Origin of the sequence: Bacillus swezeyi (assembly GCF_001969815.1) — a bacterium.
GTDB lineage: Bacteria > Bacillota > Bacilli > Bacillales > Bacillaceae > Bacillus > Bacillus swezeyi.
In genome coordinates, this window is record NZ_MRBK01000015.1 from 1 (window position 1) to 17454 (window position 17454).

Annotated in this window: 14 protein-coding genes and 1 pseudogene; 11 read left to right on the forward strand and 4 right to left on the reverse strand. The window is 43.1% G+C overall.

All coding sequences use genetic code 11. The features are described 5' to 3' along the window. From BTA30_RS23900 to BTA30_RS14235, 10 genes and pseudogenes are all read left to right on the forward strand, one after another. Positions 1-657, forward strand: a 657-nt coding sequence (locus BTA30_RS23900) for an ATP-binding protein (protein ID WP_142243711.1), incomplete at its 5' end; no start/stop codon positions are given. 58 nt (positions 658-715) lie between these two features. Further along, positions 716-1343, forward strand: a pseudogene (gene rlmD / locus BTA30_RS14195) (23S rRNA (uracil(1939)-C(5))-methyltransferase RlmD); the annotation flags it as partial. Positions 1344-1589: 246 nt separating this feature from the next. Further along, positions 1590-3455, forward strand: coding sequence for a beta-glucoside-specific PTS transporter subunit IIABC (locus tag BTA30_RS14200; RefSeq protein WP_076761969.1), 1866 nt, complete (start codon positions 1590-1592; stop codon positions 3453-3455). Positions 3456-3460: 5 nt separating this feature from the next. Next, positions 3461-4927 (forward strand): glycoside hydrolase family 1 protein, encoded by a 1467-nt coding sequence (locus BTA30_RS14205; protein WP_076761970.1) that lies wholly within the window; start codon positions 3461-3463, stop codon positions 4925-4927. Positions 4928-4956: 29 nt separating this feature from the next. Then, positions 4957-5805, forward strand: coding sequence for a PRD domain-containing protein (locus BTA30_RS14210; protein ID WP_076761971.1), 849 nt, complete (start codon positions 4957-4959; stop codon positions 5803-5805). 269 nt (positions 5806-6074) lie between these two features. Further along, positions 6075-6236 (forward strand): hypothetical protein, encoded by a 162-nt coding sequence (locus tag BTA30_RS23905; protein WP_239693549.1) that lies wholly within the window; start codon positions 6075-6077, stop codon positions 6234-6236. A 517-nt stretch (positions 6237-6753) separates the two neighbouring features. Then, the gene (locus BTA30_RS14220) at positions 6754-8175 is read left to right on the forward strand and encodes a sodium:solute symporter family protein (RefSeq protein ID WP_076761973.1); all 1422 of its coding nucleotides are present in this window, start codon (positions 6754-6756) and stop codon (positions 8173-8175) included. A gap of 47 nt (positions 8176-8222) precedes the next feature. After that, a complete protein-coding gene (locus tag BTA30_RS14225) occupies positions 8223-9380 on the forward strand; it encodes a sialidase family protein (RefSeq protein WP_411813145.1) in 1158 nt (385 codons plus the stop codon). Positions 9381-9427: 47 nt separating this feature from the next. Next, entirely contained in the window at positions 9428-10174 is a 747-nt protein-coding gene (locus BTA30_RS14230; RefSeq protein WP_076761975.1) for an SDR family NAD(P)-dependent oxidoreductase, read from the forward strand. Positions 10175-10374: 200 nt separating this feature from the next. Further along, on the forward strand, positions 10375-11358 hold the full coding sequence (locus BTA30_RS14235; RefSeq protein ID WP_076761976.1) for an AraC family transcriptional regulator: 984 nt from the start codon (positions 10375-10377) through the stop codon (positions 11356-11358). Here BTA30_RS14235 and BTA30_RS14240 read toward each other — a convergent pair. From BTA30_RS14240 to BTA30_RS14255, 4 genes are all read right to left on the reverse strand, one after another. Further along, positions 11353-12930 carry an alpha-L-rhamnosidase-related protein gene (locus BTA30_RS14240; RefSeq protein ID WP_076761977.1) on the reverse strand — a complete coding sequence of 526 codons (1578 nt, stop codon included), beginning with the start codon at positions 12928-12930 and terminating at the stop codon, positions 11353-11355. The two genes, BTA30_RS14235 and BTA30_RS14240, sit on opposite strands and share 6 nt — an antisense overlap. Before the next feature lie 19 nt (positions 12931-12949). Continuing rightward, positions 12950-14314, reverse strand: a complete 1365-nt coding sequence (locus tag BTA30_RS14245) for a glycoside-pentoside-hexuronide (GPH):cation symporter (RefSeq protein WP_076761978.1) — start codon at positions 14312-14314, stop codon at positions 12950-12952. 298 nt (positions 14315-14612) lie between these two features. After that, positions 14613-14816, reverse strand: a complete 204-nt coding sequence (locus BTA30_RS14250; RefSeq protein ID WP_076761979.1) for a hypothetical protein — start codon at positions 14814-14816, stop codon at positions 14613-14615. 122 nt (positions 14817-14938) lie between these two features. Further along, complete coding sequence (locus BTA30_RS14255) at positions 14939-15808, reverse strand: DMT family transporter (protein ID WP_076761980.1); 870 nt, start codon at positions 15806-15808, stop codon at positions 14939-14941. 135 nt (positions 15809-15943) lie between these two features. Here BTA30_RS14255 and pdxR point away from each other — a divergent pair, with 135 nt between their 5' ends. Then, complete coding sequence (gene pdxR / locus BTA30_RS14260) at positions 15944-17380, forward strand: MocR-like pyridoxine biosynthesis transcription factor PdxR (protein ID WP_076761981.1); 1437 nt, start codon at positions 15944-15946, stop codon at positions 17378-17380. Positions 17381-17454 lie beyond the last annotated feature (74 nt).

A 17454-nucleotide genomic window follows, 5' to 3' on the forward strand; every position in this document is an offset into this window, starting at 1 on the left:
TTGTATGGTAATGTGATTCCTGATCATATAGATCCTTTAATCAAACGCATTCATTCTAGAATAAACAATATAAAAAAATACATAGATTTAAAAGAAAAACTTCCTGAACAAAAGTTCTTACAAATTGTATCTCTCAAAAATTTAAATCAAGATGCTAAAAAAATACTGTCATTACTTATTTCTAAAATGTATTTTGACCAACATAAACGAAATAACTTAGATAACAAAAAAAGCTTTCACTTAATTATTGATGAAGCACATAATGTCTTGTCTACTCAATCAGCAAGAGAGCATGAAAACGGGAAAGATTATAGATTAGATTTATTCGAAGAAATCATTAAAGAAGGGCGTAAATTCTCTTTTTTCTTAACACTCTCAAGTCAAAGGCCGGCTGATATTTCACCAACTATATTATCGCAAGTTCACAATTTTTTCTTACACAAGTTGGTAAATGAAAGGGATTTACAAATAATTGATAACTCTATCTCGACAATAGATAAAATTTCCAAATCGATGCTTCCGATTTTAGCACAGGGTGTCTGTATTGTTTCAGGAACAGCAATATCGATGCCAATTACGGTAAGTGTTGATTTTATTGAAGATATTCGATTAAGACCAAAAAGTGATACAATTTCACTTACCGATTATTGGACATAATCAATCATCATTTTTAAAACATGCAGATGAGCCTTTCAACGGTTGGGGTTTTTTTGTCGTTCAAGCGATCTGCAAACAATTCGGCATCAGAGCATACAATGAAAAACGTCACAAAGGCTGGCTCACTCAGACATATTATGGTCAGATACGGTGTCGTGACAGGGGGAATGATGGTCGCTTCATCATAAGAACAAGCGACTTCCCACACAAACCAAAGATTATCGAAGACTCACAGCGGCATTCCCACGTGTCCAAATCGATCGTCCAAAACATCAACCCGTAAAAAATAAACGTCATCTGGGGAGAAGAATACATTTACGACACATTCGGGGCATCAAATTCGCTACCTCCGCCAGATCGTTTTACCAAACTAACCCCGAGCAGACAAAAGTGCTTTATGACAAAGCGCTTGAAGATGCCGAACTGAACGGCGAAGAAACCATGATTGACGCGTATTGCGGCATCGGCACGATTCCTCTATTTTTGGCGAAGCAGGAAAAGAATGTCTACGGCGTTGGGATTGTCCCGAAAGCGATCGAGGATGAGAAGCGGAGACCGTGATTCCGAAGTGGTATGAAGAAGGCATTAAGGCTGACACGCTTATGGTTGATCCGCCGCGTAAATGCTGTGACGAGGCTTTGCTACGGAAGATGATTGAGATAAAGCCGAAGCGTGTAGTTTATGTGATCGCCATTGAGAATAAATTGTAGGCCATTCGACCAAGAAATTTACTTCTTTTAAAAAAACAAAATAAATGTTGACGCTTTCATAAAACCGATATATACTTTAATCAAATCCAATATTAATAAATTAGACATGTGACTGGTCATGCAGGCAGGATCTAAAACCGATAAATTTTTTAATTTGTCGGTTTAGGTCCTTTTTTTATTGCCTAAATATAGGTCTCATGTTTCAGAAAAGGGGGAGAAACAATGAATTACACACAAACTGCAAAAGACGTATTGCAGCATGTAGGCGGTAAAGAGAATATTGCCCACTTGGAGCATTGTTCGACACGACTCCGTTTTACATTGATTGATCAAAACAAGGCGAATGTACCGGCACTTGAGAAAACACCAGGTGTCATCGCCGTCCGTATGTCGGGCCAATGCCAGGTTGTAATTGGAAACGATGTCATCGAAGTCTATGAGAAATTGACCGGTCTTCTCGGCGGATCACCTTCTGGACATAATGGGTCTTCCAATCAGCCAAAGGAAAAGCGAAAAGTGGGGACTGTACTATTAGACTTCATTGTTGGTGTTTTTCAACCGCTTGTTCCAGCCATTGCGGGCGGAGGGATTTTAAAATCGTTTCTCCTCCTCTTCTCGTTATTCGGATTAATTGATGCCAAAGGGCAAACGTATCAGATATTAAATATGGTTGGTGATGCGCCGCTTTACTTCCTGCCATTGCTAGTAGCCGTGACGACAGCCAATAAACTGAAAGTGAATCCGCTTGTTGCATTATCGGCAGTCGGCGCTCTTATTCTGCCAAACATGACGGCTATGCTGACAGAAGGCGCTCAATTATTTTCATTCGATGTGAAAAATATTGCGTATGCCTACCAGGTGTTTCCGGCGATTTTATCTGTCCTGTTGTATGCACAGATGGAAAAATTGTTTACTCGTATTTCGCCAAAACCAATTCGTATCTTCTTCGTACCGATGATGTCATTGGTTATTACAGTTCCGATCACTCTCCTGTTGCTGGGACCAATCGGTTTTACAGCAGGGCAAGGCTTCACAGCACTCATCCTTGCTATGTTTGACAAAGTAGGCTGGGTTGCGGTTGCGATCCTGGCAGCAGTCCTTCCATTTATGGTCGCATCGGGGATGCACAAAGCGATGGTGCCATACGCTGTAACGACAATGGGCAATCTCGGAAAAGAAGCACTCTACTTGCCTGCATCACTTGCACACAATATCGCTGAAAGTGGGGCGTGCTTCGCAGTTGCCCTTCGTACAAAAGATAAAGTGCTTCGTTCAACTGCCATTTCTGCAGGGATTTCAGCATTTTTTGGCATTACCGAACCGGCATTATACGGGGTGACATTACAAAATAAACGTGTGCTTGGCAGTGTCATGATCGGTTCTTTCATCGGCGGTATCTTCATCGGACTTGTCGGACTTCAAGCGTTTGTTCTTGTTGGACCTGGTCTTGCAAGTATGTCGATGTTTATATCTGACGAGCTTCCACGCAACTTCATGTTTGCAGTGATTGGTTTTGCCATCTCATTTGTTGTTGCGTTTGCTGCTGCCTTTATTTTAGGAAAGGATCGAAAGACAGAAGAAACGGAAAAAGAAGCAGAGCAAGGTGCTTTCGCTGAAAAACTTGGCGAAGATGAGACATTCAAAAGTCCAGTCATCGGTCAAATGATTTCACTATCTGATGTAGAAGATGACATATTTTCTTCAAAGGTAATGGGAGAAGGAATTGCCATTATTCCTTCAAAGGGTGAACTATATGCACCGGTAGATGGCGAGGTTTCCCTTCTCTTTGAAACAAACCATGCGCTCGGTATGAAAACAGCAAACGGAGTTGAGGTTCTTTTCCACATTGGAATTGACACCGTTCAGCTAGAGGGCAAGTTCTTTAAACCATTGGTGCAAGCAGGAGATCAAGTCAAAGCAGGTGATCTGCTCATTCAATTCGACCTGGAAAAAATCATAGAAGCAGGTTATGATCCAGTTACACTAGCAGTTATTACGAATACGGATCAATATGATATAAAAGTAACGCAATTAAAAGAGGTCAATCGTCAAGATATGTTGATGGTTGTCACAAAATTAGGAGGGTAATCATAATGACAACGACAAAAGGATTTCCGAAAGATTTTTTATGGGGCGGTGCGATTGCCGCAAACCAGGCAGAAGGAGCTTGGAATGTTGATGGAAAAGGACCGTCTGTTGCAGATATTGCCATGTACCGTTCGAATTTGAGTGTGGAAGATTATGAAGGACACCTTGCTGTTTCTTCTGAAAACATTGAACGTGCAATGAAAGACCCAGACGAGAAAAAATATCCGAAGCGCAGAGGTATTGACTTTTACCATCACTATAAAGAAGATTTGGCTCTCTTTGCAGAAATGGGTTTTAAAACATTGCGTATATCGATTGCATGGAGCCGAATTTTCCCGACGGGAGAAGAAGCTGAGCCAAACGAGAAAGGTCTTCAGTTTTATGACCGTCTGTTTCAAGAAATGAAAAAACATAACATTGAACCGATCGTGACTCTGTCACATTATGAAATGCCATTAGCACTTAGTGTGAAATACAACGGATGGGTTGAAAGAAAAGTGATCGACCTCTTTGTGAAGTTCGCCAATGTGTGTTTTGAACGCTATAAAGATGTTGTGAAATATTGGCTTACCTTTAATGAAATTGACAGTATACACCGCCATTCTTTCATTACAGCGGGAATCATTCCTGACCGCTGTCCAGAGGGGAAAATAGAAGAAACTGTTTATCAAGCATTGCATCATCAATTTGTGGCATCCGCTCTTGTGACAGCAGATTGTCATCGCATCATTCCAGACAGTCAGGTGGGATGTATGCTAACGAAACTTACGACATACCCGCACACTTGTCATCCGAATGATGTTGAACGCGCACTGAAGCAAAACCTAGATAACTATTTCTATGCAGATGTTCAAGTGTTTGGCGAATATCCGCCATTGATCAAACACATGCTAGAACGAAAAAATATCAATATTAAGATGGAAGCGAACGATCTTGCCATTTTGAAAGAAAATACGGTAGACTTCATTTCATTTAGTTACTATATGTCCCTGACAGAATCTGCACAGGAAGGGCTGGAAAAAACAGATGGCAATACGATTCGCGGTGTGAAAAATCCATATTTGCCTGCAACAGATTGGGGTTGGCAAATCGATCCGGTTGGCTTAAAGATTTCGCTCATTGAATTGTATGATCGCTATCAAAAACCTCTCATTATTGTGGAGAACGGCATGGGTGCTAAAGATGTTGTCGAAAGCGATGGATCTATCCATGATGATTATCGTATTAACTATTTCAGAGAGCACTTCCGTCAGATGAAAGAAGCCATTGAAGAAGGTGTTGATCTCTTTGGATATACCAGCTGGGGATCCATTGACATTATTAGTGCGGGAACATCTCAAATGTCCAAACGATATGGGTTTATCTATGTTGATCAAGATGACGATGGCAACGGGACATTGGAGCGCTCACGCAAAGATTCATTCTACTGGTATAAGAAAGTGATTGAGACAAATGGAGAAGTGTTAGACTAAAAAACCGCATTCATGAAAAGGTGATGGCGATGTTTAAAATAAAAAAAGTTTTAAACTCGAGTGTGGTACTGGCTGTAGATCAGAACCAACAGGAGATGGTTTTATTCGGCAGGGGCATCGGTTATGGGCAAAAGCCAGGGAACAGGATTGAAGAAAAACAAGCTGATCAAGTGTTTATGCCAGTAGACAATATGAAGGCAAAGGAATTTCTCCAACTGTTGGATTCAATACCGCAAGAATTTATTGAATTGACACAGCAAATTGTTCATTATGCAGAAGAAAAGTTAAAAACAAAGCTAAATTCCGGCGTATACTTCACATTAATGGATCACTTGAATTTTGCAGTAGAACGTTATAAAAAGAACATCAATATTACAAATCGTGTCTACTGGGAAATTAAAAACTACTATACGGAAGAGTTTGAGGCAGGGAATTATGCGCTACGGCTCATCAATGAAACAATAGGGATCCAATTACCGAAAGAGGAAGCGGCAAATATTGCATTCCACTTAATTAATGCATTAGGTGAAGAAACAGAATCAAAAAATGGAATGAAGTATGCAAAAATGATCGGGAGTATTGTGAATCTTGTCCGTTACACATTAAACATGAAATGGGATCAAGAAAATATCCATTACAGCCGATTTATCACACACGTTAAATTTTTTGTTGAAAGATTTTACGCTGATAAACTGCTGGCAGATCAGGAGAATGAATTGTTTGAGCAAATTGCTAATTTATATCCGCAAGCAATGGATGTAGCTTTCAAAATTAAGGATTATATCAAGCAGGTACACGGAAACGTCATTCCGAATGATGAACTAACGTATTTGGCTGTCCATATCCATCGATTGATTTCTTATCAACAATTAAAATAAATGATAATAGAACCACTTGCCTTTGTGGAAGGCGAGTGGTTTCTTGTTTTTGAAAAGAAGGAGCGTTTCCTGTTTATGTTCCAATAGGGCGTTCCGAAATGCCTGTGTCAGTTATGATTGAATAATGTGTATCCTGCTAACATGAAACATAACATCCTTTCATATTTGAGAGTCCTTCCAATAGTTTTAAGCATATCAAAACTTTAACATTTGGAGGGGGAAATATCATTTATGAAAACGTGAAGAGCATTAAAGACGACATCTATTCGTTGGACGAGATGAATGATTTAGACGGTGTTTATGACCTTGCTTTGCTCATATCAAATCATTTTGAAAGCATAGGAGAAGGAAGTATGGCTGCTTCTCTTATTCAAGATGAAAAGTGTATGTTGGATATGGGAACAGGCGGCGGGAGTTTTTATCTAAATTAAGTAATTTCAAAAGAAATTGACAATTCGTTTTGAAAAACGCCTTTTTGTTAAAGGATGTCCTTGACATAAAAATGATGGGAAAATCAGTAAGTCAATTGAGGATCAGAATCGAGGTGTTTCATTTTAAAACACCTATTACATTTTCATGGGTTTTTAAAATTTTTTCACCATTTAGTGTTGATAAAATAAACACAAAGGTTATATAATCATATTTGAAAGCACATACAAAAATAATGTGTTTTAAAAATAAACAATTGAACTGGCTTAGGAAAGCGGACGGCATACTTGCGGATTTAATAAGACCGAAAAGTCACTTAAGGGGGGGAAAGCGATTGAATCTATGCGCTAAGAGCGAGCGTGAAAAACCCGGATTGTGGATATACATAAAGCTTATCATAGGGCAAGATTGAAAGCGCTTTATTCGGAGGGCGCATCAGCAACCGTAATTCAGTTGTTAAATATTCAGTGATTCTTAGACTAATCGCTTTGTTGAATTGCAACCAAAGGGGGAAACGTAATGGGAGGATTAAGTACTTCAAGCATCACGTTTATATTGGCGGTCATTGTCGTGTATATCCTGTTTACAACGTGGCTGACGTTCAGGCTTCGTAGCAAATCGAATGCGGAATTTAATAATGCGGCAAAATCGCTGCCTGCGATTGTAGTCGGGATTTTGTTGATGTCTGAGTTTATCGGCACGAAGTCGACGGTCGGTACGGCCGAGTCGGCTTTTACTGAAGGGATTGCTTCTTCGTGGTCGCTTGTTACTGTGACAATCGCATTTTTTCTCTTTTCTTTCTTTTTAGTCAATAAGTTTTACGGAACCGGAAAGTTTACGATATCCAGCATCATCGAACAAAAATTTGGCAAGTCGACGAAGGTGGTCGTATCCGTCATTATGATCGGCGCCCTCCTGTTGGTGAATCTAGGAAACTATCTCAGCGGGTCTGCCGCCATCTCTTCATTGCTCGGTCTTCCTCTTATGACATGCGCCATCATTACGGCTATCGTCAGCACGTTTTACTTTGCATTTGGCGGGATGAAGGGAATGGCATGGGTAACCATTCTTCATTCACTTGTAAAATATGCCGGTGTGATGATAACGGTTGGGATTGCGCTGTATCTTTGCGGCGGTTTCAACCCGGTCATGGAAAACCTTCCAAAGCATTATTTTACTTGGGATGGAACGATCGGCGCGGGCACGATTTTCGCATGGCTGATCGGCAATATGGGCGCTATCTTTTCAACTCAGTTTATCATTCAAGCCATCACTTCATCGAAAAGCGCCAAAGCGGCTAAAAAATCAAGCATGTATGCTGCGCTCCTATGTTTGCCGCTTGCGCTCGGCATCGGAGTGATCGGGGTGTGCGCCCGTTATTTATACCCTGACATTGATCCGATTTATGCGTTCCCTATCTTTATGCAGCATATGAACCCGATTTTGAGCGCGATTGTGGCGACGTCTTTAGTAGCCTCGATTTTTGTAGGCGTCTCAACGGTGGCATTGGCAACGACGACATTAATTATCGAAGATTTTTATGTTCCAAAGGCCAAGCCGACACAAGAAAAACAATTGAGAATGACCCGGATCATCTCAGTTGTTGTCGGCATTATACCATTGGTCGGCGTAGCTTTTGCCCCGGAATTGTTAGCGCTGTCATTTTTCACACGTGCGCTAAGAACATCGATTGCCGTTGTAGCAGCCATGGGATTCTATCTTCCGTTTTTCAGTTCCAACAGAGGAGCGACTATAGGACTCGCTGCGTCAGGGATTGGTACAACGGTGTGGTGGCTGCTTGATAACCCGTTTGGCATCGATAATATGTACATTGCTGTGATTACGCCATTTATCGTCATGATCATCGACCGAATGATCGGCGGAAAGAAAATTTCTCAAAATGATGCCATTCAAAACAATGAATCGGCGGAAAGAAAATAAGCGTTTCCAGCTTTTAAAAATCTTAAGGAGTGGTTCAAGTGGATAATCTGACATTTGACGGAAAAATAAAACAAGCAGAAGGTGATGCCCTTCGCATTGAAGCGTATCTTCCATCTGATTGTGTGCAAAATCATGCAGCCAACCTGCTGCCATTAGATAACGGCGATTTATTATGCGTTTGGTTTGCAGGGACACAAGAAGGCATTTCAGACATCCATATATACATGTCAAGGCTGAAGAAAGGAGAAAAAGCGTGGAGCAAAGCCGTAAAAGTCTCTGAAGATCCAACCCGGTCTGAACAAAATCCTATTTTATTTACTGCGCCGGATGGAAAACTGTGGCTGTTATACACAGCGCAAAAGTCGGGAAATCAAGATACGGCGATAGTGAGATATCGCATTTCAGAAGATAATGGACATACTTGGGGGCCGATCGGCACGTTGTTTGACACACCGGGAACTTTTATTCGCCAGCCGCTTGTTGTCATGGATAATGGGGAATGGCTGCTGCCTGTTTTTTATTGCCGTACGTCCAAAGGGAGAAAATGGACGGGTGATCAGGACGTCAGCGCCGTTAAGATTTCCAAAGATCAAGGGGAAACATGGGAAGAATACGAAGTGCCTAATAGTTTAGGCTGTGTTCATATGAATGTTGAAATGCTGGAAGATGGGACGCTTTTGGCATTATTCCGCAGCCGTTGGGCTGACAATATTTACAGCAGCTTTTCAACCGATTATGGAAGAACATGGTCTGAGCCCGTTCCAACAGAATTGCCTAATAATAATTCTTCCATTCAATTCACAAAGCTGAATAATGGCCATCTGGCTTTAGTTTTTAATCATATGAACGCTGAGAACTGTACTGAACGCAGGACATCATTATATGACGAGATCGAAGATGAAGATGATCACAGTGCTGATATGAATGAAAATGCTGAGGAGGGACGGACGGCTTTCTGGGGGGCGCCAAGGGCGCCTATGACAATCGCTATCTCAGAAGACAACGGCAAAACATGGCCTTACATTAAAAATATAGAAGTTGGCGATGGGTATGCGATGACAAATAACTCTAAGGATGGGTTAAATAGAGAATACTCTTATCCTGCGATCAAACAAACCCCGGACGGAAAAATTCATGTTGCATTTACGTATTTCAGGCAAGCCATTAAGTATGTCGCCATTACAGAAGAATGGGTGAAAGCTTAATACCTAGTTTAATAGAACGGCAAAATGTCATAAAAGGGGGGATCGATTTGTTGCTGAGAGGGACCGCGGCGATCGTAACAGGCGCAAGCAGGGGAATCGGGAAAGCTGTTGCATTGACATTGGCTGAACACGGTGCATCACTGGTCATCAACGGAACAAATGCTGAATTGTTGAATGATTTGGCGTTGCAGATTGAAGAGCTTGGACAAAAATGCGTCATCCACATTGGAGATGCCGCCAGACCGGAGACTGCCGCACAGGCTGCGGAGGCGGCGATGGAACAGTTCGGACGAATTGACATTTTGGTCAATAATGCAGGGATTAATATGCGGAGTTCAACATTAGAGATGAAAATAGAGGATTGGCAAACCGTTTTGGATGTTAATTTAAACGGTACGCTATTTTTTTGCAAAGCTGTTTTGCCCTATATGATGGAACAAAAATCCGGGAAGATTGTCAATATGAGTTCGACAACAGCAAAATCCGCCCATCGGAATGCCGCTCCATCATACGGCGCTTCAAAAGCCGGCGTTAATTATTTGACAAGGCATCTCGCTTTGGAAATGGCGGCAAACAACATATATGTCAACGCTGTTTGTCCCGGACCTATCGAAACGGACATGAGCCGGCAGTGGTCTGACGAATACCGGCGGGAAGTTACAGCCAGAATCCCTTTGCAAAAGCTGGGCACAACGAAACATGTAGCAGATGCCGTCTTGTTTTTGGCTTCAAGCATGTCTGACTTTATAACAGGTGAAACCATTAATGTGAATGGCGGGACATATATGAATTGAGGACCGGGTGCTATGAGAAAAGAAAATATAAATACAAAAGAGCCTTTTGACATATAAAAAGGCTCTTTCTATTTCTAAAGCAGGATTACCGGGAAGGAAGTCGAATCTTTTTAGTTAAAGGCATATACGTTTGAGAATCCATTCCTTTTGTCCGCCCCGAATAAGATACCCTCGCCGTACAAACCAGGGAGGCAGCCGCCATGAATCACCGCCAATTAGACCGCTACCTGCGAAAATTAGACCCGATTGAAAAAATCCAGATCAAGACGGGGGAAAATGTTCCCGATTTTGACGGAAAGGAGCTGTTGGTTGAGAACGACAGCGATATTCCCCGTTTGCAGGAAAATTATTTTTTTGATAAAGGGCCGATTTTTATCAGCAAGCATCACCGTTTTGCAGATATGCCACTCCACATGCATTCCTTTATCGAAATCAATTATATTTACTCAGGCGAGTGCCGGCAGATTGTGAACGGGCAGGACATTAAGCTGATGGAGGGGCAGGTTTGCCTGCTTGATCAAGATGTGCCGCACAGCATACCGGCGCTTGGCGAAGATGATATTTTGGTGAACATCATCATGAAAAAAGAGACGTTTTCATCGGCTTTTTTAGGTCTTCTCCATAATACCGGGATCGTTTCGAATTTTTTGGCGAATGCCGTTTTGGAAGATCAATCCCATGACCGCTATATTTTGTTTCACTCGCAAGACAACGACAATTTGCAGTATATCTTAAAAAATATGCTGTGCGAGTTTTTTGATTCGCAGGATTATTCGTTTGAGATGCTGAATTACTATATTCCCGTAATGTTTACCGAATTGATGCGGGTGTATCAGGTCGATAAAAATTTTGAGCTCACCCTTACAGGAGGTAAACGCAGCATCATCGAGATTCTGCATTATATTGAACGGCATTATCGCGACTGCAGCCTGACGACGCTGGCAAAAGCGTTTAATTTTAATCCGAATTATTTAAGCAATATGCTGAAAGAGCGTACAGGCCAAACGTTTGTCGAGCTGGTGCAGACTCAGCGGATGATCCGCGCAGCCGCGATGCTGAGAAAAACCGGGAAAACGATCGATGAGATTGCTTATCAGATCGGCTATGAAAATTTAGGTTATTTTTATCGGACGTTTAAAAAGCATTTTGGAGAGACGCCAAGCCGCTTTCGAAAAGGCCTATAAGCGGTACTTCCTGATGAAATAGGCCGGTGTGCAGCTCCAGGCATGGCAGTAGCTGTTGATTAGCTGGCTTCCGTATGGAGAAAATGCTTTGTCGTTTGGGTCGTATGCCTCCCAAAATGCATCTGCTCCGTCTTTCATCATTTCTCCCCAATAGCCTTTGATATGGCTGATGGCTTTTTCCTTTTCGCCGACAAGGATAAGCGCTTCGACCAAGTAATGATGCATATACGGTGTTGTGAGGCCGATGGCCGGCTTTTCTGACAAAAGCCTCTGCATGAGCCGGCGATTTTCCGCCGGAGGCAGCACTTCCGCCAATCCCATCCAAATCTGGCTCGCCCATGAGATCTGTTTTTCCTGTCCGCTGACGAAAAACCCCTTTTCTTTGTCCCATAAATGAGCAATTGCTGCTGATGAGATCTCTTGCAGCCGCTTATTTAAACATTGCCGCTTTCCGCTCTCCAGAACCTCTGCAAGCTTCACCGCCTGTTTCATTGCATAAATTAAGATGGCCTGTGAAGATGCCTGCTTGTTAAGTTTTTCATGCCAGTCAATAAATGAATACCATGAATCATCGTCCTGGACGATATCGCGCTCGTCTAAACGATCGAGTGCAAGCTCGATTTGCCGGTATGCGGTCGGCCAAAGATCAGACAGCGTGCCGCGGTCATTTGCGGCAAAATAATAATCATATAATGTGCTGACAAACAGCAGTGAATAGTCAAAGAAATAAGTGTCATCCGCAATATATTCGGGCGCGGTAAATAAATTAGCCGCTACCTGCCCTTTGGCATCGGGGAGCCCCGCAAATAAATACAAACAGCGCTTCACAAGGTCATAATTCTGAAAGGTCTCATAATCTGACAAAGCTTGCAGGCGCAAATCGCCCAGCCACAAACGCCGATCGCGCTTCGGCCCGTCTTCGAACACATCCTGCATGCAATTTTGCAGTGTTTTCATACTTACCTTGTCAATCTCACACATCATTTGATCCTCGTGAATGAGCGGTTTGACGCGCGAGCTGTCGGCAGAAGTCACCGTCCTGCATGTCACTTCGTCAAAGGCGACGCGGTATTTTGGCGAAGTATCCAGGATGTCGAACTTCAGATAACGGAAGCTGTAGCGGCGCGGCAGCTCAACCTGCCCGGGCATCATATCTATATAAATCGTTTCTTCTTGCAGCCATGAGCTGCTGATCCAGCCGTTATATTCAGAGAACGGCTCTGCCATTTCAACAGGCATTTCGCCAAAGGTCAGCCGCAGGCGAAGCGGAGCATCGGGCGGACTTCCGATTGGTTTAATGTACATGCTCACGTATCCGACAAGGTGTGTGCCAAAATCGAGAATAAATTGATCGCCTTTTCCGTAATCACCGCCGCCAAGCTCTTCGGCGGGAGAGACAGCCATTGCCCGCCAGCCATGTATCGCAAGCCGATCTGCAGAAACGACGGCTAAATTGTCCGGGCGCACGGTCGTTTGCAGCAGCTGCGGTTTTAATTGTTCTGCTGTGTTAATGAAATATTCATTTCGTTTAATGGCTCTTTTATTTGTTTGGATTTTCGGTTTATTTTTCATTGATATCCTCCATTTCGAGCTAGAGTGCGGTCTGATGGTCGTCCGTTTCGTCTTTTTGGTAGCGCTCGTCAAGTTCGGCCCGTATTTTAGGATAGATTTTATCAAGGTTGTAGAAGCACATCGTCACCATTGATAAAACGACCAATACAGCCGGGATGATTAAATAGCCTAATTTAATCGCAAACAACGCAGAGTCGGGCTGGGCTTGATTCGGAACGTAACGGCCCCATGTCAGGAGCAGACCTGATAATGCCCCTGCAAGCGCAAACGTTAATTTTCCCATAAAACCGTTCAGCGCCATCATCAGGCCTGATGCGTTGATGCCTGTTTTCCATTCGCCGTAATCGACAGGATCTGCCTGCATCGAAAAGTAAATGGCCTGCCTTAGTCCATAGCCTGATGCCGCAATGACAGCACCGATGATCAAGCCCGTGACATTCACATTTGAGATGAGCATGACAACGATTCCGGCGAGATTGACCGCGCTTGCGATCATGAACAATGTGCGTTTGTACATCAGGCGCGCGAAAAACGGCGTCATCAGCGTGCCGAAAAGCGGGACGAATGAACTGATCGTGGCAATGATGCTTGCCAAATCGGCACGGCCGATATGATAAGTAAAAAAGTAGATTAAGGTCGCCTGCTGCAGAAAATATGAACCCCACATAAAAATGATATTGATCATGAAGATGTACCACGGTTTATTCCCTTTTAAGCCGGAAAATGATGTCTTCAAGGTCACTTTTTGCCGCTTGATCTTGACTTTTTCCTCCACATTTTTAAATGTGAAAAAGAACAACAGCATCCCGATGACAGCGAAAATCAGCATCGTCCAGAAGAACCCTTGTGCTTGAGAGCCGCCTCCCAGCGCATTTACCATCGGAAGCGTGAGCGCGCTGACTGCCGTTGCCCCGATCAGCGAAAAGATAATCCGAACCGTTGCAAGAGTTGTCCGTTCATTGGCGTTGCTTGTCAGACTAGGCAAAATCGAAGCCATTGGAATATTGACCATCGTATATGCCGCAGACAATCCAATATACGTGATATAAGCGTAAATCAACTTGCCCGTCTCTCCCACATCAGGCACTAAAAACGTCAGTACAGCCAAGAGGCCGAATGGAATTGCGCCGATTAAAAAGTACGGACGCGATTTGCCCCAGCGTGTATTCGTTTTGTCAATGGCAACACCCATCAGGATATCTGTGATTCCATCCACAAACCGCGTCAGCAAAAAAAGCAGGCTGACATGGGCAGCCGCCAATCCTGCGACATCTGTGTAATAAAATAAGAGGTAAAGCGTGATCATCTGCCATATTAAATTGCAAGAAAGATCTGCGGCGCCGTATCCAATACGCTGCCGCCATATCATTGCTTTTGAACCCATCTGAATTCCTCCGATCACTGTCTTTTCATCAGGTGGAAGGATTCATGGCGCCATTTATTCTCCCAATATCATTAAAGCGCTTACAATTCAGATTAACAATGAACTTATTACAGAATAAATTACGTTTTTTACAGGTTTAGCAGCGTCGATTGGGAATTTAAAATGAGGAAAAGGCGGAAAAAGGGGGGACAGCATGCAGCAATCTCTGTTAAATACGAATTTGAAAAAAACCTGAAATCCTATCCTCGCCAGAACGTTTACACTGCCTGCTATTAGATGATTTTTTGAATGGGGTGGATCAGGAGGCACATGGTTCAAAAAGGATGGCGCCGCCAGCGGAGGAATCAGTCGATCTTCTGATTTTTCCATAAAGGATGAGACGAGAAAGCAGGATAGATTGCGCAGTTCGACCTGTGTGCGCGTTAATGACTGCTTTCATCAAGGCGCGCCGTTCCAAATAAAAAGGATGCCCCACCCGCGGGACATCCCTGATTTTATTCACTCAACCCATTACTCCCAATCACACTTTGATACCTCTAAAAACTCCGTTGCCGTCATCGTCCTGGATACTGATTTTTTTAAAAGATATAGGGCAAAAGATGGTTAAAGGCATTTATCTATCATTCATGCTGGTGTTTTCCGATAGGTGAACAATACACCCGCTATCGTCACCATCCCTCCGAGCAGGGAAAAAAAAGCAGGAACTTCCCCAAACCATATCCATGAGATGATGAGCGTTAAAGCTGGCGTTAAGTAAAGCGAAACCGCAGCTTCTGCAGCTCCTACGCGCGAGGTTATATATGCAAGGGCAAAATATGGCACAACTGTCGGCAGCAAACCTAGATAGACGACACTGGCAGTCGATTGAATGGATGCGTTGCCAAGCTCTTCAGCCATTCCTGGCAGGAAGAACAGCATTGGAATTGTTCCGCCCCAAATCGTATATGTAACAAATGGGATAAAACCATACTTTTTAATATGGCGTTCTTGAAAAACGAAATAGAGGCTCTCTGAAATCGCAGCTAATAAGATGAACAGGATGCTCGCTGCCGAGTGTGCAAAGTTTCCAGTACCCAATGAAATGAGCCCGACGCCTAAAAAGCTGATACATGATCCAATCCATTTAGCTGCACCAAATCGTTCTGCAAAAAACAACCGGGCTAATAATGCTGAAAAAATAGGTGTAGTCGCGACAAGCAGGCTTGCCATTCCGGCGCTAACCGTTTCCTCGCCCAAATTCAGCAATGTGTGGTAGGCAGAAAAGCCTAAAAAACCGAGTAATAAAATAATGGGAATGTCTTTTGCATGCGGCAGCCGCATCCGGATCGCAGCAGCCATGACAACTAAAGCTGCGGAACCCGACAGCAGACGAAGCAATGTGAGATGCTGCGGCGCATAATCCTCCAGGCCCGCACGAATTCCCGGAAAAGCTGAAGCCCAAAGAAAGATCATAAGGCAGTATGACATCCTGATGTAAATCGTCTTTTTCTCCATGAATTTCGCAATCTCCTTTTCAAAAAACCAACCAGTTCATATGTGTGTATCCATCTTAATGTACATTTGATAAAATGACTTCAACCAGTTTATGAAATGTTAAACCAACCACTTTTCTGCCTAGGAGACAAATTGATGAGGAATAAGAAAACAGCAAAACTTCCGAAATACAAACAAATTATCGAATTTATAAAAGAGAAGATCGCAAATGGCGAATGGCCGATCGGCAGTAAAATTCCCAGCCAGCGAACATTGGCAAAAACCTTTCATGTCAACAGAAGTACGGTGATTACAGCATTGGAAGAATTAATGGCTGATGGATTAATTGAAGGCAAAATGGGGAAAGGCACGGTCGTCATCAGCAATACATGGACATTGTTGGCCAAAAATTCGGCGCCTGATTGGGAGAAGTACGTAGCCGCGGGATTTCAGCAGCCCAGTCAGAAAACGGTTCAGGAGATTAATCAATCGGAAGCAAATGCAGAGCTGATACAGCTCAGCAAAGGCGAGCTTTCAAATGAAATGTTTCCGCTGGATTTAATGAAGGAGATGATGGGGAAGGTAGCCCAAAACATGAATGCCTTTGGTTATGAGGAGCCAAAAGGCTATTTTCCTTTAAGAGAGGCGTTGAGCCGCTATTTACAAACGGCCGGCATCCACGCTTCCCCGTCTTCCATCTTGATTGTTTCAGGCGCATTGCAAGCATTGCAGTTAATATCGATGGGGCTTTTGCAAAGCGGATCAACCGTTTTTCTTGATCGGCCTTCTTACCTTTATTCTTTGCATGTGTTTCAATCTGCAGGGATGAAGCTGACGGGCCTGCAAATGGATGAAGAAGGCCTGATGCCGCAAACCATCCGGATGACGCCAAACATGCGGGGCAGAGCGATTTTATACACAAATCCTTGTTTTCAAAACCCGACCGGAATGTTAATGTCTCAAAAGCGGAGGGAAGAGATTTTGGCATTCAGTGAACAAGAGCAGCTTTCTATTATTGAAGATGATATATACCGTGAACTATGGATAGATCATCCGCCGCCGGACCCGATGAAATCGGATGATAAACATGGTCGTGTCTTATACATCGGAAGTTTTTCGAAAACGCTCAGCCCGGGCTTAAGAATTGGCTGGATCGTCGGTCCGGAGCCGGTCATTGAACGCTTATCGGATATTAAAATGCAGACGGACTACGGCTCAAGCTCGCTTTCGCAGCGAGTCGCAGCAGAATGGCTCACCACCGGCCATTATCAGAAACACTTGGAAAACGTCAGGGAGCAGCTCAAATCCAGGAGAAATTTCGTCTTAAAAGTTTTAGAAGCAGAGCTGGAAGGGCTGGCCGCATGGAACGCTCCAAAAGGCGGATTTTTTATTTGGCTGAAGATCCTGCCATCCATATCGCTGAAATCTCTTTATGCAAAAGCATTATCCCATGGGCTGCTCCTTAATTCCGGGAGCATATATGCTCAAGATAACGGCAATTACATTCGGCTGTCATATGCTTTTGCTTCCTGCGAAGATCTTAAAAAGGGGATTATACTGTTAAAGCGCTTGATCAAGACGCTATCAAGCTGAGGATGCCTATTTCTTTTTTGTATTTATTAGAAAAAACTGAAAAAATATAATAAATGCCACCTTATTTTTGATAA

Bases quoted from the DNA above. Each gene is read 5' to 3' on its own strand.
- BTA30_RS14200 (WP_076761969.1), top strand. From the start codon at position 1,590: ATGAATTACACACAAACTGCAAAAGACGTATTGCAGCATGTAGGCGGT.
- BTA30_RS14205 (WP_076761970.1), top strand. From the start codon at position 3,461: ATGACAACGACAAAAGGATTTCCGAAAGATTTTTTATGGGGCGGTGCG.
- BTA30_RS14210 (WP_076761971.1), top strand. From the start codon at position 4,957: ATGTTTAAAATAAAAAAAGTTTTAAACTCGAGTGTGGTACTGGCTGTA.
- BTA30_RS14220 (WP_076761973.1), top strand. From the start codon at position 6,754: ATGGGAGGATTAAGTACTTCAAGCATCACGTTTATATTGGCGGTCATT.
- BTA30_RS14235 (WP_076761976.1), top strand. From the start codon at position 10,375: ATGAATCACCGCCAATTAGACCGCTACCTGCGAAAATTAGACCCGATT.
- BTA30_RS14240 (WP_076761977.1), bottom strand. From the start codon at position 12,930: ATGAAAAATAAACCGAAAATCCAAACAAATAAAAGAGCCATTAAACGA.
- BTA30_RS14245 (WP_076761978.1), bottom strand. From the start codon at position 14,314: ATGGGTTCAAAAGCAATGATATGGCGGCAGCGTATTGGATACGGCGCC.
- BTA30_RS14255 (WP_076761980.1), bottom strand. From the start codon at position 15,808: ATGGAGAAAAAGACGATTTACATCAGGATGTCATACTGCCTTATGATC.
- pdxR (WP_076761981.1), top strand. From the start codon at position 15,944: ATGAGGAATAAGAAAACAGCAAAACTTCCGAAATACAAACAAATTATC.